Source organism: Nesterenkonia sp. HG001 (assembly GCF_034438835.1).
Lineage (GTDB): Bacteria > Actinomycetota > Actinomycetes > Actinomycetales > Micrococcaceae > Nesterenkonia > Nesterenkonia xinjiangensis.
The window spans coordinates 1-16,545 of the sequence record NZ_JAOSZD010000009.1 but is presented as its reverse complement, the minus strand read 5'-3'; the positions used below and the strand labels follow the sequence as shown (position 1 = coordinate 16,545).

Below are 16,545 nucleotides of genomic sequence, written 5' to 3'. Positions count from 1 at the left end.
CGGGCGGCCGCATGACCCGGCATCTACCTCATGAACTCCTCATGTGCTTCTCATCGTTCTCTCATGAACAACCCCGAGTCTGAACAGGGATAACAACACTCCCGCCGAGCTACCAACCGGACCTGCTGAGAGGGCACCCATGAGCATCACGATCGCCATGTACTCCCATGATTCCGTGGGCCTGGGCCATGCCCGCCGCAACCGTGCGATCGCCCACGCCCTAGCCGCAGACCTGCCGCGGCTCACCGGTGAGCCGGTGGGCGGGCTGCTCATCGCCGGGCATCCCGACGCCGCCCGGGACTCCCTGCCGGCAGGCTGGGATTGGCTGGTGCTGCCCGGGTTCACCCACACCGCCGCCGGGTACGCGGCCCGGAGGATGAGCCTGCCGGCCGAGCAGATGTCTGCGCTGCGCGGCGCCACAGTGGCCGCCGCCGTCGACGCCGTCTCCCCCGACCTGTTCATCGCCGACCGCCACCCCTTCGGCGTGGGCGGCGAGCTCACCGAGGCGCTGGATCTGCTGCGCGGCAGACCTGACTGCCGCACCGTGCTCGGCATGCGGGACGTGCTCGACTCCCCGGAGGTCGCCGCCCGCGAGTGGGAGACGGTCGGCGGCGCCGAGCGGGTCGCCGAAGCCTACGACCAGATGTGGATCTACGGCGATGCCGCTGTCTACGATCCGCGCCGCACCGGGGAGATACCCGCCGCCCTGACGACCAAAGGGCGCACCACCGGCTACCTCGCCCATGGCAGACCCGATGACGACGGCGCCCCAGCCGCCCGGCCCTATGTGCTCACCATGGTCGGCGGCGGATCCGACGGCGCGCACATCGCCCTGGCGGCCGCGCTGGCCGAGCCTCCGGCCGGGCATCGGCACCTGATCGTCGCCGGCCCGCAGATGCCCGCCGAGGACGTCGCGCGGATCCGCGAGGCCGTGGACCGCCGCCAGGAGTCCAGCCCCGGCCGGGGCGGGGAGCCGCAGGTGCGGGTGCTGCGCAGCGCGGGCAACGTGCCGGCACTGGTCCGCGACGCAGCCGCCGTCGTCTCGATGGCCGGATACAACTCGGTGGCCGAGGTCATGGCCACCACGACGCCGGCTCTGCTGGTCCCCCGTTACACCCGCCGCGCGGAGCAGCCACGACGCACCGCGGCCTTGGCCGCCATCGGAGCCCTCGACTCCCTGCCCGCTGTGGAACTGAGTCCGCAGGCGCTGACCCGCTGGCTCGCCGGCGCCGTGAACCGCCGCACCCCGCGCGACCAGGTGGACCTCGACGGGCTCACCCGCGTAGGGGGCTTCGCGGCCGAGCTGATCGGCGCAGCCCGCACCACCCCGACGGAGGTACCCGCCCATGCCTGAATCGACCACGCCCGTCGTCGGCTACGTGCTGAAGATGTATCCGCGCTTCTCCGAGACCTTCGTGGTCTCGGAGATCCTGGCCCGCGAGGCCCAGGGCGAGCAGATCGTGATCTTCTCCCTGCGTCCCACCACGGACAGCCGCTTCCATCCGGAGCTGGCCCGGGTGCAGGCCCCTGTGGTGCACGTGCCACGCCCCAGCTCGGCCACCCGCCTGTGGGACGCTCTCAGCTCCGGGCCGGCCGACGGCGTGGCCGCAGCCTGGGAGGAGCTGCGCCGGCACAGCCATGACGACGCCGCCCAGGCGGTCGCCGTCGCCCGGCTGGCCCGCGAGCACGGGGTCACGCACCTCCACGCCCATTTCGCCTCGGTGGCGACCACGGTGGCACGGCTGGCCGGGCGCATCGCCGGGCTGCCCTACTCCTTCACCGCGCACGCCAAGGACATCTTCCACCAGGATGTGGACCCTACGGACCTGGAGGCCAAGCTCGCCGACGCCCACCACGCGATCACCATCAGCGAGTACAACCTGGCCGACCTCCGCCGTCGGTTCCCTCAAGCCACCGGCACTCTGCATCTGGTGCGCAACGGCCTGGAGCTGGAACGCTTCCCCTTCACCCCCGACAGGCCCCAAGCCACCGACGTCCCGCCGCGTCTGCTCGCGGTGGGGCGCCTGGTGGAGAAGAAGGGCTTCCGTCTGCTGATCGAAGCAGTGGACGTGCTGCGCTCCCGTGGCCTCGCCGTCAGCGCAGACATCGCCGGCGACGGACCGCTTGCCGAAGAGCTGGCCGCGGAGATCACGCTCCGCGGGCTAGACGACCGCATCCGCCTGCTGGGTCCGCTCACCCAGGCGGAGCTCTCGAAGCGTCTCGGCACCGACGACGTCTTCGTCGCGCCCTTCGTGGTCGGCACCGACGGCAATGCCGATGGGCTGCCCACCGTGCTGCTGGAGGCGATGGCCCGCGGCATCCGCTGCGTGGCCGCCGACGTGACCGCCGTCGGCGAGGTGGTCGTCCCGGGCGAGACCGGGTGGCTGGTGCCCAGTGACGATGCCCCCGCCCTGGCCGATGCGATCCAGGAGGCCGTGGCTGAGGCATCCGCGGACGGCCAGATGGTCCGTCGGGCCCGCGCTCTGGTGGAGGAGCTCTTCGCCTCCCGCCGTCAGGCCGCCGCCCTGCGCGCCCTGGTGCCCGTGGAGCGCCCCTCCGTATCCGCCGGAGGTGCCCGATGAGGATCGCCTATCTGCTCGCTGACCCGGGCATCGGCGTCTTCGGCACTAAGGGAGCCTCCGTGCACGTCCAGGAGATGGTCCGCGCCCTGCGGTCCCACAACCACGAGGTGACCGTCTATTGCACCAAGCGTGGGGACCGCCCAGGCCGGCCGGAGACCGAATCCGTCCCAGACGACCTGGCGGACCTGCCGGTGGTGGTCGTCCCGGTGCCCGGGGCCAGGGACGCCGCGGCACGGGAAGCCGCCGTGGCGCAGGCCGCCGCGCGGATGGCCCGCCGGGCCGCCGCCGACGGCGCCGAAGCCGCCTATGAGCGCTACTCGCTGTTCTCCGAGGCCGGGGCCCGGCTGGTCGAGCTGACCGGCGTCCCGCTGGCGGTGGAGGTCAACGCCCCGCTGATCGAGGAGCAGCGTGACCATCGCACCCTCCACGACGAGACGACGGCCTGGAGCGCCACCCGCCGCACCTTCGCCGCCGCCGACGTCGTCTCCTGCGTCTCCGAGCCGGTGGCCCGCTGGGTGGCGCGGGTGGAACCCTCCGCGCAGGTCGCGGTCATCCCCAACGGCGTCAACACCGAGCGGATCCGCCCGCAGGCCGAGGACCAGGCAGGTCAGGCTACGAGACCGTTCACCATCGGTTTCGTCGGCACCCTGAAACCCTGGCACGGCACCGAGATGCTGCTGCGCGCCGTGGCGACGGCCAGCGGCCGCGAACCGGGCGGCTGGCGGCTGGAGATCTGCGGGTACGGACCGGAGCTGGCCCGGCTGCGCGCCCTGGCCGAGGAGCTCGGGCTCGAGGACACCGTGCACTTCCTAGGAGCGGTGCCCCCGGCGCGGATCCCGCAGATCCTCGAGGGCTTCGACGTCGCTGTGGCCCCATATCCGCGGCCCGCCTCCGGCGAGCACTATTTCTCCCCGCTGAAGGTCTACGAGTACCTCGCCGCCCAGGTCGCCGTGGTGGCCTCCGCCGTCGGGGACCTGCCCGAGGTGCTCGGACACGGCTCCTGCGGCCTGCTCGTCAGCCCCGGCGACGTCGACGCGCTGGCCAACGCATTGGACCAGCTCGCCCGCCACCCCGAGCTGCGGGCCCGGCTGGCCGCCGCCGGCCGCGCCGCCGTCGTGGCCGAGCACAGCTGGCACCGCCGCTGCGCACAGCTGCTCACCATGCTCGGGCACCGCTCCCAGGCGGTGATCCCCGGATGAGCGCCGCCTCCGCCTCCGCCCGCCGCCAGCACCGCCGGGCCGTCTCCCGCACACTGAAGATGCTGGTCCCACATCTGGGTGAGCACAAGCTGCTCATCGCACTGGGACTGCTCGCCCTGGCCGGCGACGTCGCCTTCCGCATCCTGGAGCCCTGGCCGGTGAAGTTCGCCGTCGACGCCGTCACGGAGGCCCTCGGTGCCCGTCTGGCGGAGACCACCGGGATCGCCGGCGACGTCTCCACCACAGTGGTGCTGTGGGCGCTGCTGCTGGCCGGCATCGTGGGGGGACGGGCGGTGTGCAACTACATCTCCACGATCGCCTTCGCCAAGACCGGGGTGAAGGTGGTGACCCGCCTGCGCACGAAGGTCTTCGACCACGTCCAGTCGCTGTCCCTGCGCTACCACTCCACTGCCTCGGTGGGAGACACCTCCCAGCGTCTGGTGGGAGACATGGGGCGGCTGCAGGAGGTCGCCGTCACGGCCGGACTGCCCCTGGTGGGCAATGTGATGACCCTGCTGGCGCTCTTCGTGGTGGTCATCATCATGAACCCGACCCTCTCTCTGGTGGTGCTGGTGACCGCCGGTCTGTACTTCCTCATCTCTCGGGTCTCCTCGCCGAAGATCTCCTCAGCCTCCCGGGACACCCGCAAGGGCGAGGGCCGGTTGGTGGGCGACGCCGCTGAGGCGCTGGCCGCCATCCGGGTGGTGCAGGCCTACGGACTGGAGGACACCGTGGCCGCGGGGTTCGCCGCAGGCAACGCCCAGGCGCTCAAGGCCGGGATCAGAGCCCGGAAGCTCGCCGCCCGCCTGGAACGCTCCACCGATGTGCTCGTCGGGGTCTCTACCGCAGTGGTGCTCGGCTTCGGCGGCTGGCAGGTGCTGCGCGGGGTGATGACCCCCGGTGACATGGTGCTGTTCCTGATGTACCTGAAGATCGCGATGAAGCCGCTGCGAGACATGGCCAAGTACACCGGACGCATCGCGCGGGCGGCCGCCTCCGGCGAGCGCATCGCGGATCTCATGGACGAGCCGGTGGAGATCACGGATCCGGACCCTGCCCTGCCCATGGGCCGGGTCAGCGGCGACGTCGCGTTCTACCGGGTGAGCGCCCGCGACGGCCATGGTCGGGAGCTCTTCCGGGACCTGAGCCTGCATCTTCCCGCCGGGCAGCGGGTCGGACTGTTGGGCCCTTCCGGGTCGGGGAAGTCCACGCTGGCCGGCTACCTGCTGCGCCTGGCCGACCCTGACGAGGGAGCGGTGCTGGTGGACGGCTGCGACACCCGCCGCGTCCGCCGGGAGGACCTGCGCCGCAACATGGCCATCCTGCTGCAGGAATCGGTGCTCTTCGCGACCACGGTGCGCGAGAACATCCGCTACGGGCGGCTCGAGGCCACCGACGACGACGTCGAGCAGGCCGCGCGGCGGTCGGGGGCCCACGATTTCATCACCGCGCTGCCCCAGGGCTACGAGACGGTGCTCGGAGCCCGCGGCGACACTCTCTCCGGCGGGCAGCGGCAGCGTATCGCCATCGCCCGGGCACTGGTCCGCGACGCCCCGATCGTGATCCTCGACGAGGCCACCACCGGCCTGGATCCCGCCTCTCGAGATCTCGTGGAGTCCTCCCTTCAGGAGCTGACCCGGGGGCGGACCACAGTCGCCATCACGCATGATCTCAGCACTCTCCAAGGTGTGGACCGCATACTCTGGCTTCAGGATGGTCGCATCGTCGAGGACGGCTCCCCGGAGGAGCTGCTCGCTCACGAGGGCAGCCGAGTCGCTCGCTGGGCCGCGGCCCAGCGGGAGTCCTCCTCCCAGGAGGAAGCCGGGCGGACTCCGGCAGCGGCCATCCACGGAACGGCGGAGACCCCCGCGGTGCAGCAGCAGCCGGAGGGGACCGCCCAGGACGAGAGGGCCAACGCGTGACCGCTTCACGAGCCGCATCCCAGGACCTGCCCCGGGGCGCACAGCAGATCGGCGAGGCCTCATCCGCCTCGATCGACGAGCTGGAGACCCCCATGGAGTCCCCGGAGATCCCCGCCGGCGCCGCCGATCCGGACGAACAGCTCGCGCAGGCCTCCCACCTGACGATTCCCGTACCGCCGGTGAAGGTCCGCGCCCCGCGGGCTGCGGATGCCGACGCCGCCGTCGCCGCCCTCACCCACCTGCAGCATGCTGAGGGCCTGTTCGACGACGACGCCCTCTCCTCCTGGTTGGGCTTCCCCGTGCGCGGCCGCCATGTCCGGATCAAGCCCGAGCGCAGCGTGCTCATGGCCTGGGAGCGCACCGACGGGGCCCGATCCGCACCGGACGGCGCCGACGGACCCGCCCAGCACGGCTGGACGGAGGTGTCCCTGAACACCGACAAGTACGCCAAGACCCTCGCCCGCGCCGAACGGGTGGGGCGGCAGCTGACCATCCACCGGGAGGACCCGGTGTACCTCGTCTCGGGGTCGATGTGGTCGGACCGGATGCTGGGCCGCGAGCTGGCCGAGGCCCAGGACGCGCTCGGCCCCGAGGTTCCCTGGCAGGTGCTGCGCTACAACCCTGGGCGCCGGGTGGTCGCCAGCGTGCAGCTCGAGGGCGCACAGCATGTGGTGCGGGTGAGCGCCGGCGAGGTTGCTCCCCAGCTGGCGGCGGCCGACAGGTGGCGTCGGCTGGGGGTCCCCATGGAGCCGATGCAGCCCCTCGGTGAACGTGGGACCGCGGTCATCTCCCCGCGGTGGGGTCTGGGTGATCTCCTGCAGCACCCCGTGGGAGCCGCCGCCGAGACCGCCGGAATCGTCTTCGGTGAGCTCCACACCCGCTCCTCGGAGCTCGAGGTGCAGCCCGACAGCGTGCTGATCCCGGAGGTCGCCGAGGCCGTGCATGCCATCGGGCTGGTGGCCCCGTGGCTGGGGCAGCGGGCGGACATGTTGGCAGAGATGCTCTCCCCGCAGCTGGAGGACCTCGGCGAGACCGACGAGCTGGTGGAGCTCCATGGCGACCTCTCCCCCGACCAGGTGCTGGTCTCCGACCTCGACGGCTCGCGAGTGCGGATCATCGATCTGGACCGAGCCGGCCGGGGGCCGGCGATGCGTGATGTCGGCTCCTGGGTCGCCTCCTGCCGGGCGGCCGACCATGTGGAGCTGGCCGAGGCGTTCCTGCACGGTTACCGCGAGGTGGCGCCGATCGATGAGGATTCGCAGGCCGCCTGGGAGGCGTATGCACATCTGCGCGCCGCCTTGGACTCCTTCCGCCGTCGGGAGGCGAACTGGCCGCAGCAGGCCTCCCGGCGCATGTCGATGGCCGAGCGGGCGCTGCAGAGATGACCCGGACGGGCACCTCGGGTTCTGTCGTGCTGCCGCCGGAGCATGCCGAGGTCGAGGGTGGGATCGTCACCGTCACCCGGGTATGGCCGGAGAAGGCCTCGACGAGCCGTGGGGCTCACGGCTCGTCGAGGCTGGCCGTCGAGGCGGTGGATGCTCAGGGTCGCCTGCGCGCCGGCTGGTTCCAGGGCGCCGGGGACGGGCGTCTCGACCTCTTCCCCGCCGGAACGGATCCTCGGCTGCCACGCTTGGAGCAGTTGAGCGGGAGCGGGGTCGTGGTGTCGCATCGTCCGCACCGTCGCGCCGTGGTGCGCACCGAGGCCGCTCCGGAACCCTCCGGTGCTGCGGGCTCCCGATTCATCAAGCTGGTCCGCCCAGGACGCGCCCGGGGGATCCTCGAGGGCGTGGCGCGGGCGGCGGCCTTCGACGGCCCGTTCCGCACTCCGGAGGTGCTGGGACATGATGAGGCCTCGGTGACCTTCTCCGCCCTGTCCGGCTCGGGCCTGCACGAGGTCAGCGACGACGGCGCCCCCTTGGACTGGGAACGGGCCTGGGATGAGGTGCTGGCTGCCTGGGGTGAGGCGGTGCGCCGGCCTGTGGACGGGCAGGACCTGCCGGTGCATGACGCGGCGGAGGAGGTAGCGGTGCTGCACCGGTGGACCGAACTGGCCATGCCGGTGCTGCGGGCCCGCGACCCGGAGCCGGAGCTGTTCGTGGAGGCGGTGGCCGCGGCCGCTGAGGCCCTGGCCGGACTGCCGGTGGGGAGCCCCCGCCCGGCGCACCGGGACCTGCATGACAAGCAGGTGCTGTGGTCCGCCGAACTGGGGCCGGGGCTGCTCGACGTCGACACCGCCTGCCTGGCGGATCCTGCCCTGGACCTGGGCAATCTGCGCGCACATGCCACCTGGCGGCAGCGTCAGGGCGTGTGGAGCACCGCGCAGGCCGAGACCGTGCGCGGATGTGTGGACGTCACGGCCGAGAAGCTCTCCGGCGCGTCGGGTGCCTCCGTGGCGGAGGCGGTGGCCGTCTACGAGCAAGCGAGCCTGCTGCGTCTGCTGTGCGTCTACGCCTTCCGTCCTCGGTACACGGGGCTGGTCGACCAGCTGCGGGGCGAGCTGCGGCCGGGGCGGACGTGATCGCCGTCGACGACTACCCTGGGCCCATGGGAGAGATCGGGGCGGCCAAACGTCAGGTCCGAGGGCGGGTCCGCGACGCCCGACGCGCCGTGAGCGCCGAGGCTCGACGACGTCTCGGCGACGCCCTGGCCCGGGTCCTGGAGGAGCACGTGCCGGCCGGATCCCATGTGGCAGCCTATCTGCCGATGCCGGAGGAGCCGGACGTGCGCCCGTTCCTGGCACACCACCTGGCCCGCGGCGGGGAGGTGGCAATGCCCCGGGTGGCGGAGACGGCGGAGCCGCAGCTGGAATGGGTGGACTGGACCCTGGAGGCGCCGACTCGCCGTCACCCGGTGCTGCCGCTGGACGAGCCGGAGGGCCCGGGCCGGGAGATCGAGTGGCTGCTCGACCAGGGGCCGCTGCTGATGCTGCTGCCCGCCCTGGCGGTGGACACCCGGGGGCACCGGCTGGGCCAGGGCGGCGGGTACTACGACCGCCTCTTCGCCCGACTGGACGCGGCAGGACGACTCCCCGGCGTCGTCGCCTGGGCGGTGGTGGGCCCCGGTGAGGTGCTCGAGCCGGGCACGTTCCCGGTGGAGGACCATGACCTGCAGGTGGAGGCCGTGGTGACTCCCGAGGGGCTGCGTCGGCTGTCCTCTGAGCGCTGAACGGCATCCGCTGTGATGCCGCGTGCGGAGCCGTGCCGCTGAGCGGTATAGAATCAGTGGTCGGCAGATGTCTCCGTGGCGGCCCGTGCAGCATGGGTCCGCCGCCTGTCCCCAGACCGAGGAATCCGATGCCCACCTATTCGTACGCCTGCAAGGACTGCACCCACTCCTTCGACATCGTCCAGTCGTTCAGTGACGACTCGCTGACCCTGTGCCCGGAGTGCTCCGGCACTCTGCGCAAGAAGTTCGGCAGCGTCGGCGTCAGCTTCAAGGGCTCAGGCTTCTACCGGACCGACTCCCGCAGCGCGGCCAGCTCCTCGCCCAGCTCCAGCTCCGACTCGTCGACATCCACCTCGGACTCGTCGAGCTCCTCCAGCAAGACTCCGGCGGCGGCCGCCGCGGCCGACTGAACCACCCCTCCTCTCACCCCACCAGGCTCAGGTGAAGGTGCCCCTCATGGGCGGCCTGCGCGATGTCCTGAGCCGTGGACGGGCTGACGCCGATGACCACCACCTGTCCGCCGTCACCGGGCTGGGGGAACCAGTCGTCCCCCTCCCCCGAGGGTGTCCACAGCACCGGCGCCGCACGCGCCACGGTCCTCGAGGAGGGGCCCTCCTCCAGCGACTCTGCCGAGAGGATCACATCCACCTCCTGGCCCGGGGTGAGCATCCCCACGAGAGCCGTGTCCGCCGGACGGACCGGCACCGCCACATGCCCCTCAGGCTGACCCGCCAGCAGGCCCGGCCCGACGAGCAGCGAGCTCAGCACCACCGCGCCACTGGGCAGCGGCACCGCCGCCTGGCGTCCCGCAACCTCCTCGGCGGTGGCCGGTTCCCCGCCCGGGACCGACTCGGCGTCCACACTGACCTCCTCCAGCATGCCGGCCGCCAGCTCCTCCCCCGCGGGCACGTCCTGTGTGACGCGCACGGCGGTGACGGTCTCACCCCGGGACTCGACGCCGGCGAGCAGCCCTGCCGCGACCGCGCTGAGACCGCACAGCAGCGCCAGCGGGATCCGTAGACGTCGCACCCAGAGGCCCAGCCCTGTCCCGCGCAGACGCCTGGCCACGCGCGGCCGACGCCGCCGCAGAGGCTGAGCCGAGCGCCCACGGGACGGCGCGCCGGAACGAGATCTGCGGCTGCGGCGGGTCTGCCGGGGTCCTGCGGCTGGAGCCTGCGGGTACGTCCCGTGCCGCGCGGCATGCGGCGGCGCACCGCCATCGGAGGAGTCCGCGCGGGATCGCACGGCAGGGGGCGCGGGGAATCGGCGGGGTTCGGCGGTGAGGGTCATGCCCTCCACTGTGCGAGCACCAGCCGGTCCTGACCATCCCGCCGGGCCTGGCTGGGGAGCCTTCGGCGTGTCGGCCCCGGCGCCCACCCCGCTGTGGAGGAAGAGCCGCTCAGCCCCAGTGCGGAGGCCGCTGGTCCAGGATCCAGCGATCGCGAGGGCTCAGTGCAGGCGCGTTCGCCGATGTGCTCTCCGGCTTCTTCGTCCCCGCGGTCTCGTCGGAATCCGTCTCACCACGGGTCCTGTCCTCCGAGGGCTCTTCTTCCGAGACTCTTCGATCAGCGGCCGCGCCGCCCTCGGGCCCCTGGTCAGCGGCCTTCGGGGAGGTCTCCTCGCGTGCCTCGCCGGCCTCCAGCGAGGCCGAGCGGAACACCTGCGACTCGACCTCCTCCGGCTGCCCGGAGGTCGCCGGGGCGACCACACGACGCCGTCCGCGCCGGCCCCGGGGCTTCTCTGTGCTCACCGCACCCACTTGCCGCGCTCCCGCGGCGAGGCCCAGGTGGTCGCCCGGCGGTGCGAGTCCTCGTCCTCGGCGTCGGCGGCACCGCCGAAGCGGACCCGGGAGCCGGCGCCGTCGCGCGGAAGCCGCTCCGCGAGCGCCCCGGTGGTGTTCAGTGCGATGCGTCCATGCTCGGCGAACTCCGGCCCTTCAGCCAGGCCCACCTTCTCGGCCACCACCTCGGTGCAACGGATCGGATCCGAGAAGACTTCGATGGTCCACAGCACCAGGTAGTTCCAGCCCAACGCCTCGAAATCAGCAGGTCGCTGCCTGGACCGCTCGCGCACGCTCATCTCCGCGTAACTGTCCGTGCCGTCGGAGACCATGGCCAGCGGAGTCACCGGAGACTGCGGGCTGATCTTGCGCGGGCAGGCCGCCAGGTCCAGAGTGCCGCGGAAGCCGTCCTCCACCCGTCCGCCGCGTGCACGGATCCGATCCACCAGGTCCAGCACCAGCGGGTCGGTCAGCGAGCCGGAGGCGGTCGGGTTGTCCGTCCCCTCCAGCCCGAGGGTGATCAGTCGGTGCATCAGGGCCGCACCGCGCTCCAGACCGGCGGGATCCAGGTCCCCCGGCGCCAAGGAGGTCACCACGGTCAGCTCACCGCGGGCGCGCGTGGTGGCCACCGCGAAGAGCTCCTCCCCTCGAGCCTCGGAGAGGTCCCCGAAGTGATGCACGGGCTCGCCCTTGATGCTGCGACCGTAGCCCAGTGAGAAGATGACCCGGTCCCGCACCAGGTGATGGGCACGCTCCACCGGGGCGACGACGAAGCCCTCGCCCTCCTCCGTCTCGAAGAACGGGCGCGCCCAGGTGTGGTTGGCCAGATTCACCCGGATCGCGTCGGCCACCCGGCGGGCATGCCACTCCGAGCCGGTGATCACCGCCAGGGAGCTGTCCTTGCGGGTGCGCACGTGGTCGAAGACCATGTCCACCACCCGGTTGACCTCCACGGTCGGAGACTCCACCGAGTCTCGCGCCCCGGGCCGGCCCAGCGCATCACCGAGGTGCTCGACCACCAGACGGCGGCCCTGACCGGTCAGCTGTGCGGCGTCCGGGATGCGCAGCAGCTCGCCGTCGTAGAGCGCCTCAGAGAGCAGCCCGGTGAGCTCCTGGTCCACCCCGCGGTGCACCCGGCGGAGCTGATGCTGAGGCAGCACCTCGACCAGCTCCGAGAAGATCGATGCCGGCACCTGCTGTTCGGCCTCGCGGGCCACCGGGTCCGCCGAGACGTGGAAGGGCTTCGGAGTCCCCGAGACCGGGTCTCCGAAGGCGATGACCTGGTCCGCCCGGGAGATCGCGCCCAGCGCGGCCGGCACGGAGAGGGTCTCGGCATCGAGCAGGATGACGGCGTCGAAGCGGGCCTCCGCCGGGAACTGCTCGGAGAGCCCCAGCGGGGAGGTCGTCCACACCGGCACCAGCGGCTGGATCAGGGCGTCGTCGACGGCTCCCAGGCCGGCCACGGTCGGTTCGGCGTCGCGCAGCAGCGTCTTCAGCCGCGTAGCGGCCTCGGCGTGGGACTCCACGGCGGACTTCCAGCGCACCGCGAGAGCGTGGGTCAGCCGTTGGGCGCCGGTCTCGACATGCGCGGCGTCGGCCTCACGGAACTCGGATTCGATGGTGCGCAGGTTCTCCCCTGTGGTCATCGCCAGGTAGTCGTCCCCGGAGATCATCGCCTCCAGGGCGGACTGCCACCAGGCCAGCTCCATCTCGTCGGCGACCTGCGCCGCAGGGACCTGCCGCTCGGCGAAGTCCTCCATCAGCTCCCGGAAGCCCTGCTCGCGCAGCTGCTCGGTGACCAGGGTGCGCTCGGGAAGGGTCTCCAGGGGCTTCTCGTCCTCGGCGAGGGTCTCCACCGTGGCGATCATGGTCTCGGCCGGCATGTCCAGCAGATCGAGGTCCGTAGCGTCGTCGGGATCCACCGGACGCAGCACGCCCACCAGCTTCTCCAGCCGGGTCTGCACATGCCCGATGGTGTCGGCCAGCCTGTCCAAGCTCTTGGGCACCTTCGGCAGTGACTCCTCCACCGCCTGCCGGGCCCATTCCTCCCGCTCGGTCTGCACGTCGATCAACGAGGAGTGCAGGTCGTTGATGGACACGCCGGAACGCACATACTCCTTGGCCACGCGCCGCAGCCGGGAGCGGACCATGGAGGTCATCTCCACCCCATGCTGCCGGCGCCACCAGCCGGGCGCGGTGGCGGCGATCAGGTCATCCACCGGCTTGGCGTAGACGTCGTGGCTGAACCTGCCGAGGGACTCCTGGACACGCTGGAAGAGCAGCACCTGGGCGTGCCAGGCGGAGAAGCTCTCCCCGAGCTTCACTCCCGTCACCGCCGTGGCGACCTCCATCTGAGCCTTCAGCTTCGGCAGCTCCTCACGGAGGTCCTGCACCAGGGCCATGGCGTCCTCGGTCTCCTGCCGGTTCCGCAGCCGAGCGTTGTACCAGGGGCTGCTGCGGGTCTCGGAGGCGAAGGCCCCCAGCTCGGCGGCACGGCGAAGCTTCACCGTGACCTGGCTGCGGTCCACAGTGTTGTCCAGCACGGACCGCTTCAGACGCACAGGGGTCGACGGCGCCGGGCTCAGCGAGGTCAGCGCGGCCAGCGCCTGCATCGCCTGATAGGGCGAGCAGGACCAGCGGGTGCGCAGGTTGTGCAGCGACTTCACGTGGTCAAGCAGCTGGTGCCGACGGTCCACCAGGCGCTGGTGTAGCGCGCCCAGTCGCGGCGGTTCAGCCCGCTCGGCCCGCTTGATCGCGCGGACCATCTGCTCGCGAAGGTCCTGGCCCCCGGCGGAGGCGGGCACGTGCAGCGCCAAGGTGCCCAGGCGGACGTCCTTCATGCGGAGGCGGAACTCCTCCAGCGTGGAGGCACGTTCCGCGACCACGAGTGTGCGTTTCCCCGTCCAGGCCAGCGCCGCTGCCGCGTTGATCGCCGTCTGCGTCTGACCGGTGCCCGGAGGCGCGGAGACCACCACGGAGGCGCCTGCCTCGATGGCGTCCAGGGCCTTCTGCTGGTCCGGGTCGGCGTCGGCGACCAGCTTCTCCTCCCGCGGGTCGCGGGCATCCAGCGGCGCCGCCTCCACGGCGGGAGCGTCGAGGCGATCCGAGGTCGCCAGGGCGCGCAGCACCGGGTGCTCACGGTCCAGCGCCTCGGGGTTCCCCAGGTCTGCCAGGTCCGCGAAGGTGGAGATGTAGGTCTGCCGCCACACCTGCAGCGCGTCGACCGATTCAGAGACGAGCCGGCTGAGCAGGTCCGCGGTGCGCACCGGGTCGAAACGCGCTGTGGCGTAGCCGGTGGCGTGGAACTCCTCGGCGTCGAGGGTGATCCCGTGCCTGCCGAGCATGTGCCGAGCCAGGGCGGGGTTCAGCCTGGCCGGAGCGGTGAACTGAACCTCGTAGTCATCGTGCTCCGCACGTGGCCGCAGGGCGACCGGCACGAGCATCACCGGAGCGGTGAACTGCTCCGCCCCGGCATCGGTGGTCTCGGTCCAGGAGGCGACCCCGGCGGCCAGGAAACCGACGTCGATGCCCCGTTCCGTGGACATCTCCCGCACCTTGGCCCGGATGCGGCGCGCCGCCTCCTGCCCCGCGGCGAAGGCCCCGGACTCGTTGAGCAGGGTGGAGAGCCGGGTCTTGCGGCCGGCCAGCAGCTGCATGAGCCCTGAGGAGTTCGACTCGGTGAGGTCGATGGCGTTGTGCTGCGAGGGAGTGAAACGCAGCATCGTGTCGTTCTCCGTGCCGGAGTGCAGCGCCTCCACCCAGGCGGTCACCGGATCATCGGTCACCGAGGTGCGAATCTCCGCCAGCTCGCTCTGGGTGAACTCGGAGGTGTCCGCGGGCTGGAAGTCATCGGTCTGCGACTCGGCCTCGGCCGCCGCTTCGATCTCTGCGTCGGACAGCGGGATACGCTCCTCAGAGGTGGATTCGTCTCTGCTCACTTCTGACCTTCCGGCAGGATCACCTTCACGTGGACGACGATGCTAGATCATTCCCATTCGATGGTCCCCGGGGGCTTCGAGGTGACATCGAGGGTTACCCGGTTGATCTCCTCCACCTCATTGGTAATACGGTTGGAGATGCGCGCCAACAGATCGAACGGCAGCCTCGACCAGTCAGCGGTCATGGCATCTTCCGAGCTGACCGGACGCAGCACCACCGGGTGGCCATAGGTTCGGCCGTCTCCCTGCACTCCCACGGAGCGGACGTCGGCGAGCAGCACCACCGGCATCTGCCAGACCTCACCGTCCAGGCCGGCCGCCGTCAGCTCCTCGCGGGCGATCGCGTCGGCACGGCGCAGGATCGCCAGGCGCTCCGCCGTGACCGCTCCGATGATGCGGATGCCCAGCCCTGGGCCGGGGAACGGCTGGCGCTGGACGATCTCGGCGGGCAGGCCCAGTTCGGCGCCGACGGCGCGCACTTCGTCCTTGAAGAGGCTGCGCAGCGGCTCGACGAGCTTGAACTCCATGTCCTCGGGCAGTCCGCCCACATTGTGGTGGGACTTGATGTTGGCCGCGCCCTCACCTCCGCCGGACTCGACGACGTCGGGGTAGAGGGTCCCCTGGACGAGGAACTCCACCCGGGCGCCGTCGGCGGCGGCCTCCTGCAGCACCGCGGCCTCGGCGGCCTCGAAGGCGCGGATGAACTCTCGGCCGATGATCTTGCGCTTCTGCTCGGGGTCGGTCACTCCGGCCAGTGCGCTCAGGAAGCGGTCGCGCTCGTCTGCGACGTGCAGCCTGGCACCGGTGGCGGCGACGAAGTCACGCTCCACCTGCTCGGCCTCGCCCTGCCGCAGCAGGCCGTGGTCGATGAACACGCAGGTCAGCTGGTCACCCACAGCCTTCTGGACAAGGGCCGCGGCCACGGCGGAGTCCACACCGCCGGAGAGGCCGCAGATGACGCGGGCCTCGCCGACCTGCTCGCGGATCGCGGAGACCTGCTCCTCGACGATGTTGCCGGTGGTCCACTCCGGAGTGAGGCCGGCCCCGTCGTAGAGGAAGTTCTCCAGCACACGCTGACCCTGGGGAGAGTGCTTGACTTCGGGATGCCACTGGACGCCGTAGAGACGGCGAGCCTCGTCGGCGAAGGCGGCGACCGGGGCGCCGTCGGAGGCGGCCAGCACCTCGAAGCCCTCGGGCGCGGCCTGCACCGAGTCCGAGTGGGACATCCAGGTCGTCTGTACCGCCTCGGTGCCGTCCAGCAGCGAGTGCGGCGCGTTGGTGGCGCGGACCTCCGTCTTCCCGTACTCGCGGTCCCCGGTGCGGGCGACCTGCCCGCCCAGGGCGTGGGCCATGGCCTGGAAGCCGTAGCAGATGCCCAGCACAGGGACTCCGGCTTCGAAGAGTTCGGCCTGCACCGCCGGGGCGCCCTCGGCATAGACGCTGGAGGGGCCGCCGGAGAGGATCACCGCGGAAGGGCGACGATCCAGGATCTCCCGGGCCGAGAGCGTATGCGGGACGACCTCGGAGTAGACGCGTGCCTCACGGACACGACGGGCGATCAGCTGGGCATACTGGGCGCCGTAGTCGACCACCAGCACGGTCTGCGCGCTGTGTGTCGGACGTTCGGCGGCGGGGGCGAGGCTCTCAGATGTCACCCGGCCATCCTACCGGTGCGGCACACCCCTCGCCGAGCCGCCGCCGCGGGCCGGCTCGGCAATCACTGCTTGACGGAGCCGAGCATGATCCCGCGCACGAAATACTTCTGCAGAAACGGATACAGACAGATAATCGGCAACGTAGTCAGCAGCATCGTCACCGCCCGCACATTGGAAGCGATCTGAGTGGCCTCCGCAGCCTCACCACCCATCTGCTCAGTACCAGTAGCCCCAGCCAACAGATTCCGCAGATACACCGTCACCGGATACAACTCCCGCCGATCCAGATACAAAAACGCCTGAA

The 16,545-nt window shown here is 71.4% G+C and carries 12 protein-coding genes and 1 pseudogene; 8 read left to right on the top strand and 5 right to left on the bottom strand.

The window, feature by feature from the left end:
* The first annotated feature begins 139 nt into the window (after nucleotides 1–139).
* The 8 genes from ODE13_RS14020 to ODE13_RS13985 all read left to right on the top strand — a co-directional run bounded on the left by ODE13_RS14020 (nucleotide 140) and on the right by ODE13_RS13985 (nucleotide 9,278).
* Entirely contained in the window at nucleotides 140–1,354 is a 1,215-nt protein-coding gene (locus ODE13_RS14020; RefSeq protein ID WP_322479809.1) for a glycosyltransferase family protein, read from the top strand.
* Nucleotides 1,347–2,582, top strand: a complete 1,236-nt coding sequence (locus ODE13_RS14015) for a glycosyltransferase family 4 protein (protein WP_322479808.1) — start codon at nucleotides 1,347–1,349, stop codon at nucleotides 2,580–2,582. Before ODE13_RS14020 ends, ODE13_RS14015 begins: the two co-directional genes overlap by 8 nt.
* Nucleotides 2,579–3,781: a glycosyltransferase gene (locus tag ODE13_RS14010; protein WP_322479807.1), complete on the top strand. Its 1,203-nt coding sequence runs from the start codon at nucleotides 2,579–2,581 to the stop codon at nucleotides 3,779–3,781. The genes ODE13_RS14015 and ODE13_RS14010 overlap by 4 nt, the downstream gene beginning before the upstream one ends.
* Nucleotides 3,778–5,703: an ABC transporter ATP-binding protein gene (locus tag ODE13_RS14005; protein WP_322479806.1), complete on the top strand. Its 1,926-nt coding sequence runs from the start codon at nucleotides 3,778–3,780 to the stop codon at nucleotides 5,701–5,703. The genes ODE13_RS14010 and ODE13_RS14005 overlap by 4 nt, the downstream gene beginning before the upstream one ends.
* The gene (locus ODE13_RS14000) at nucleotides 5,700–7,088 is read left to right on the top strand and encodes a phosphotransferase (protein ID WP_322479805.1); all 1,389 of its coding nucleotides are present in this window, start codon (nucleotides 5,700–5,702) and stop codon (nucleotides 7,086–7,088) included. Before ODE13_RS14005 ends, ODE13_RS14000 begins: the two co-directional genes overlap by 4 nt.
* On the top strand, nucleotides 7,085–8,221 hold the full coding sequence (locus ODE13_RS13995; RefSeq protein ID WP_322479804.1) for a hypothetical protein: 1,137 nt from the start codon (nucleotides 7,085–7,087) through the stop codon (nucleotides 8,219–8,221). Before ODE13_RS14000 ends, ODE13_RS13995 begins: the two co-directional genes overlap by 4 nt.
* A gap of 26 nt (nucleotides 8,222–8,247) precedes the next feature.
* The gene (locus ODE13_RS13990) at nucleotides 8,248–8,868 is read left to right on the top strand and encodes a 5-formyltetrahydrofolate cyclo-ligase (RefSeq protein WP_322479803.1); all 621 of its coding nucleotides are present in this window, start codon (nucleotides 8,248–8,250) and stop codon (nucleotides 8,866–8,868) included.
* Between the two features lie 128 nt (nucleotides 8,869–8,996).
* The gene (locus tag ODE13_RS13985) at nucleotides 8,997–9,278 is read left to right on the top strand and encodes an FmdB family zinc ribbon protein (protein WP_322479802.1); all 282 of its coding nucleotides are present in this window, start codon (nucleotides 8,997–8,999) and stop codon (nucleotides 9,276–9,278) included.
* Between the two features lie 13 nt (nucleotides 9,279–9,291).
* On the opposite strand, the gene cpaB is transcribed toward ODE13_RS13985, so the two are convergent.
* The 5 genes and pseudogenes from cpaB to ODE13_RS13960 form a co-directional block, all read right to left on the bottom strand.
* Complete coding sequence (cpaB, locus tag ODE13_RS13980) at nucleotides 9,292–10,158, bottom strand: Flp pilus assembly protein CpaB (RefSeq protein WP_322479801.1); 867 nt, start codon at nucleotides 10,156–10,158, stop codon at nucleotides 9,292–9,294.
* A 109-nt stretch (nucleotides 10,159–10,267) separates the two neighbouring features.
* Nucleotides 10,268–10,618 (bottom strand): hypothetical protein, encoded by a 351-nt coding sequence (locus ODE13_RS13975; RefSeq protein WP_322479800.1) that lies wholly within the window; start codon nucleotides 10,616–10,618, stop codon nucleotides 10,268–10,270.
* Nucleotides 10,615–14,586 carry a DUF4011 domain-containing protein gene (locus ODE13_RS13970; protein WP_322479799.1) on the bottom strand — a complete coding sequence of 1,324 codons (3,972 nt, stop codon included), beginning with the start codon at nucleotides 14,584–14,586 and terminating at the stop codon, nucleotides 10,615–10,617. Before ODE13_RS13970 ends, ODE13_RS13975 begins: the two co-directional genes overlap by 4 nt.
* A gap of 47 nt (nucleotides 14,587–14,633) precedes the next feature.
* Nucleotides 14,634–16,184: a glutamine-hydrolyzing GMP synthase gene (gene guaA / locus ODE13_RS13965; protein WP_322479964.1), complete on the bottom strand. Its 1,551-nt coding sequence runs from the start codon at nucleotides 16,182–16,184 to the stop codon at nucleotides 14,634–14,636.
* A 119-nt stretch (nucleotides 16,185–16,303) separates the two neighbouring features.
* Nucleotides 16,304–16,545 (bottom strand): annotated as a pseudogene (locus ODE13_RS13960) (carbohydrate ABC transporter permease); the annotation flags it as partial.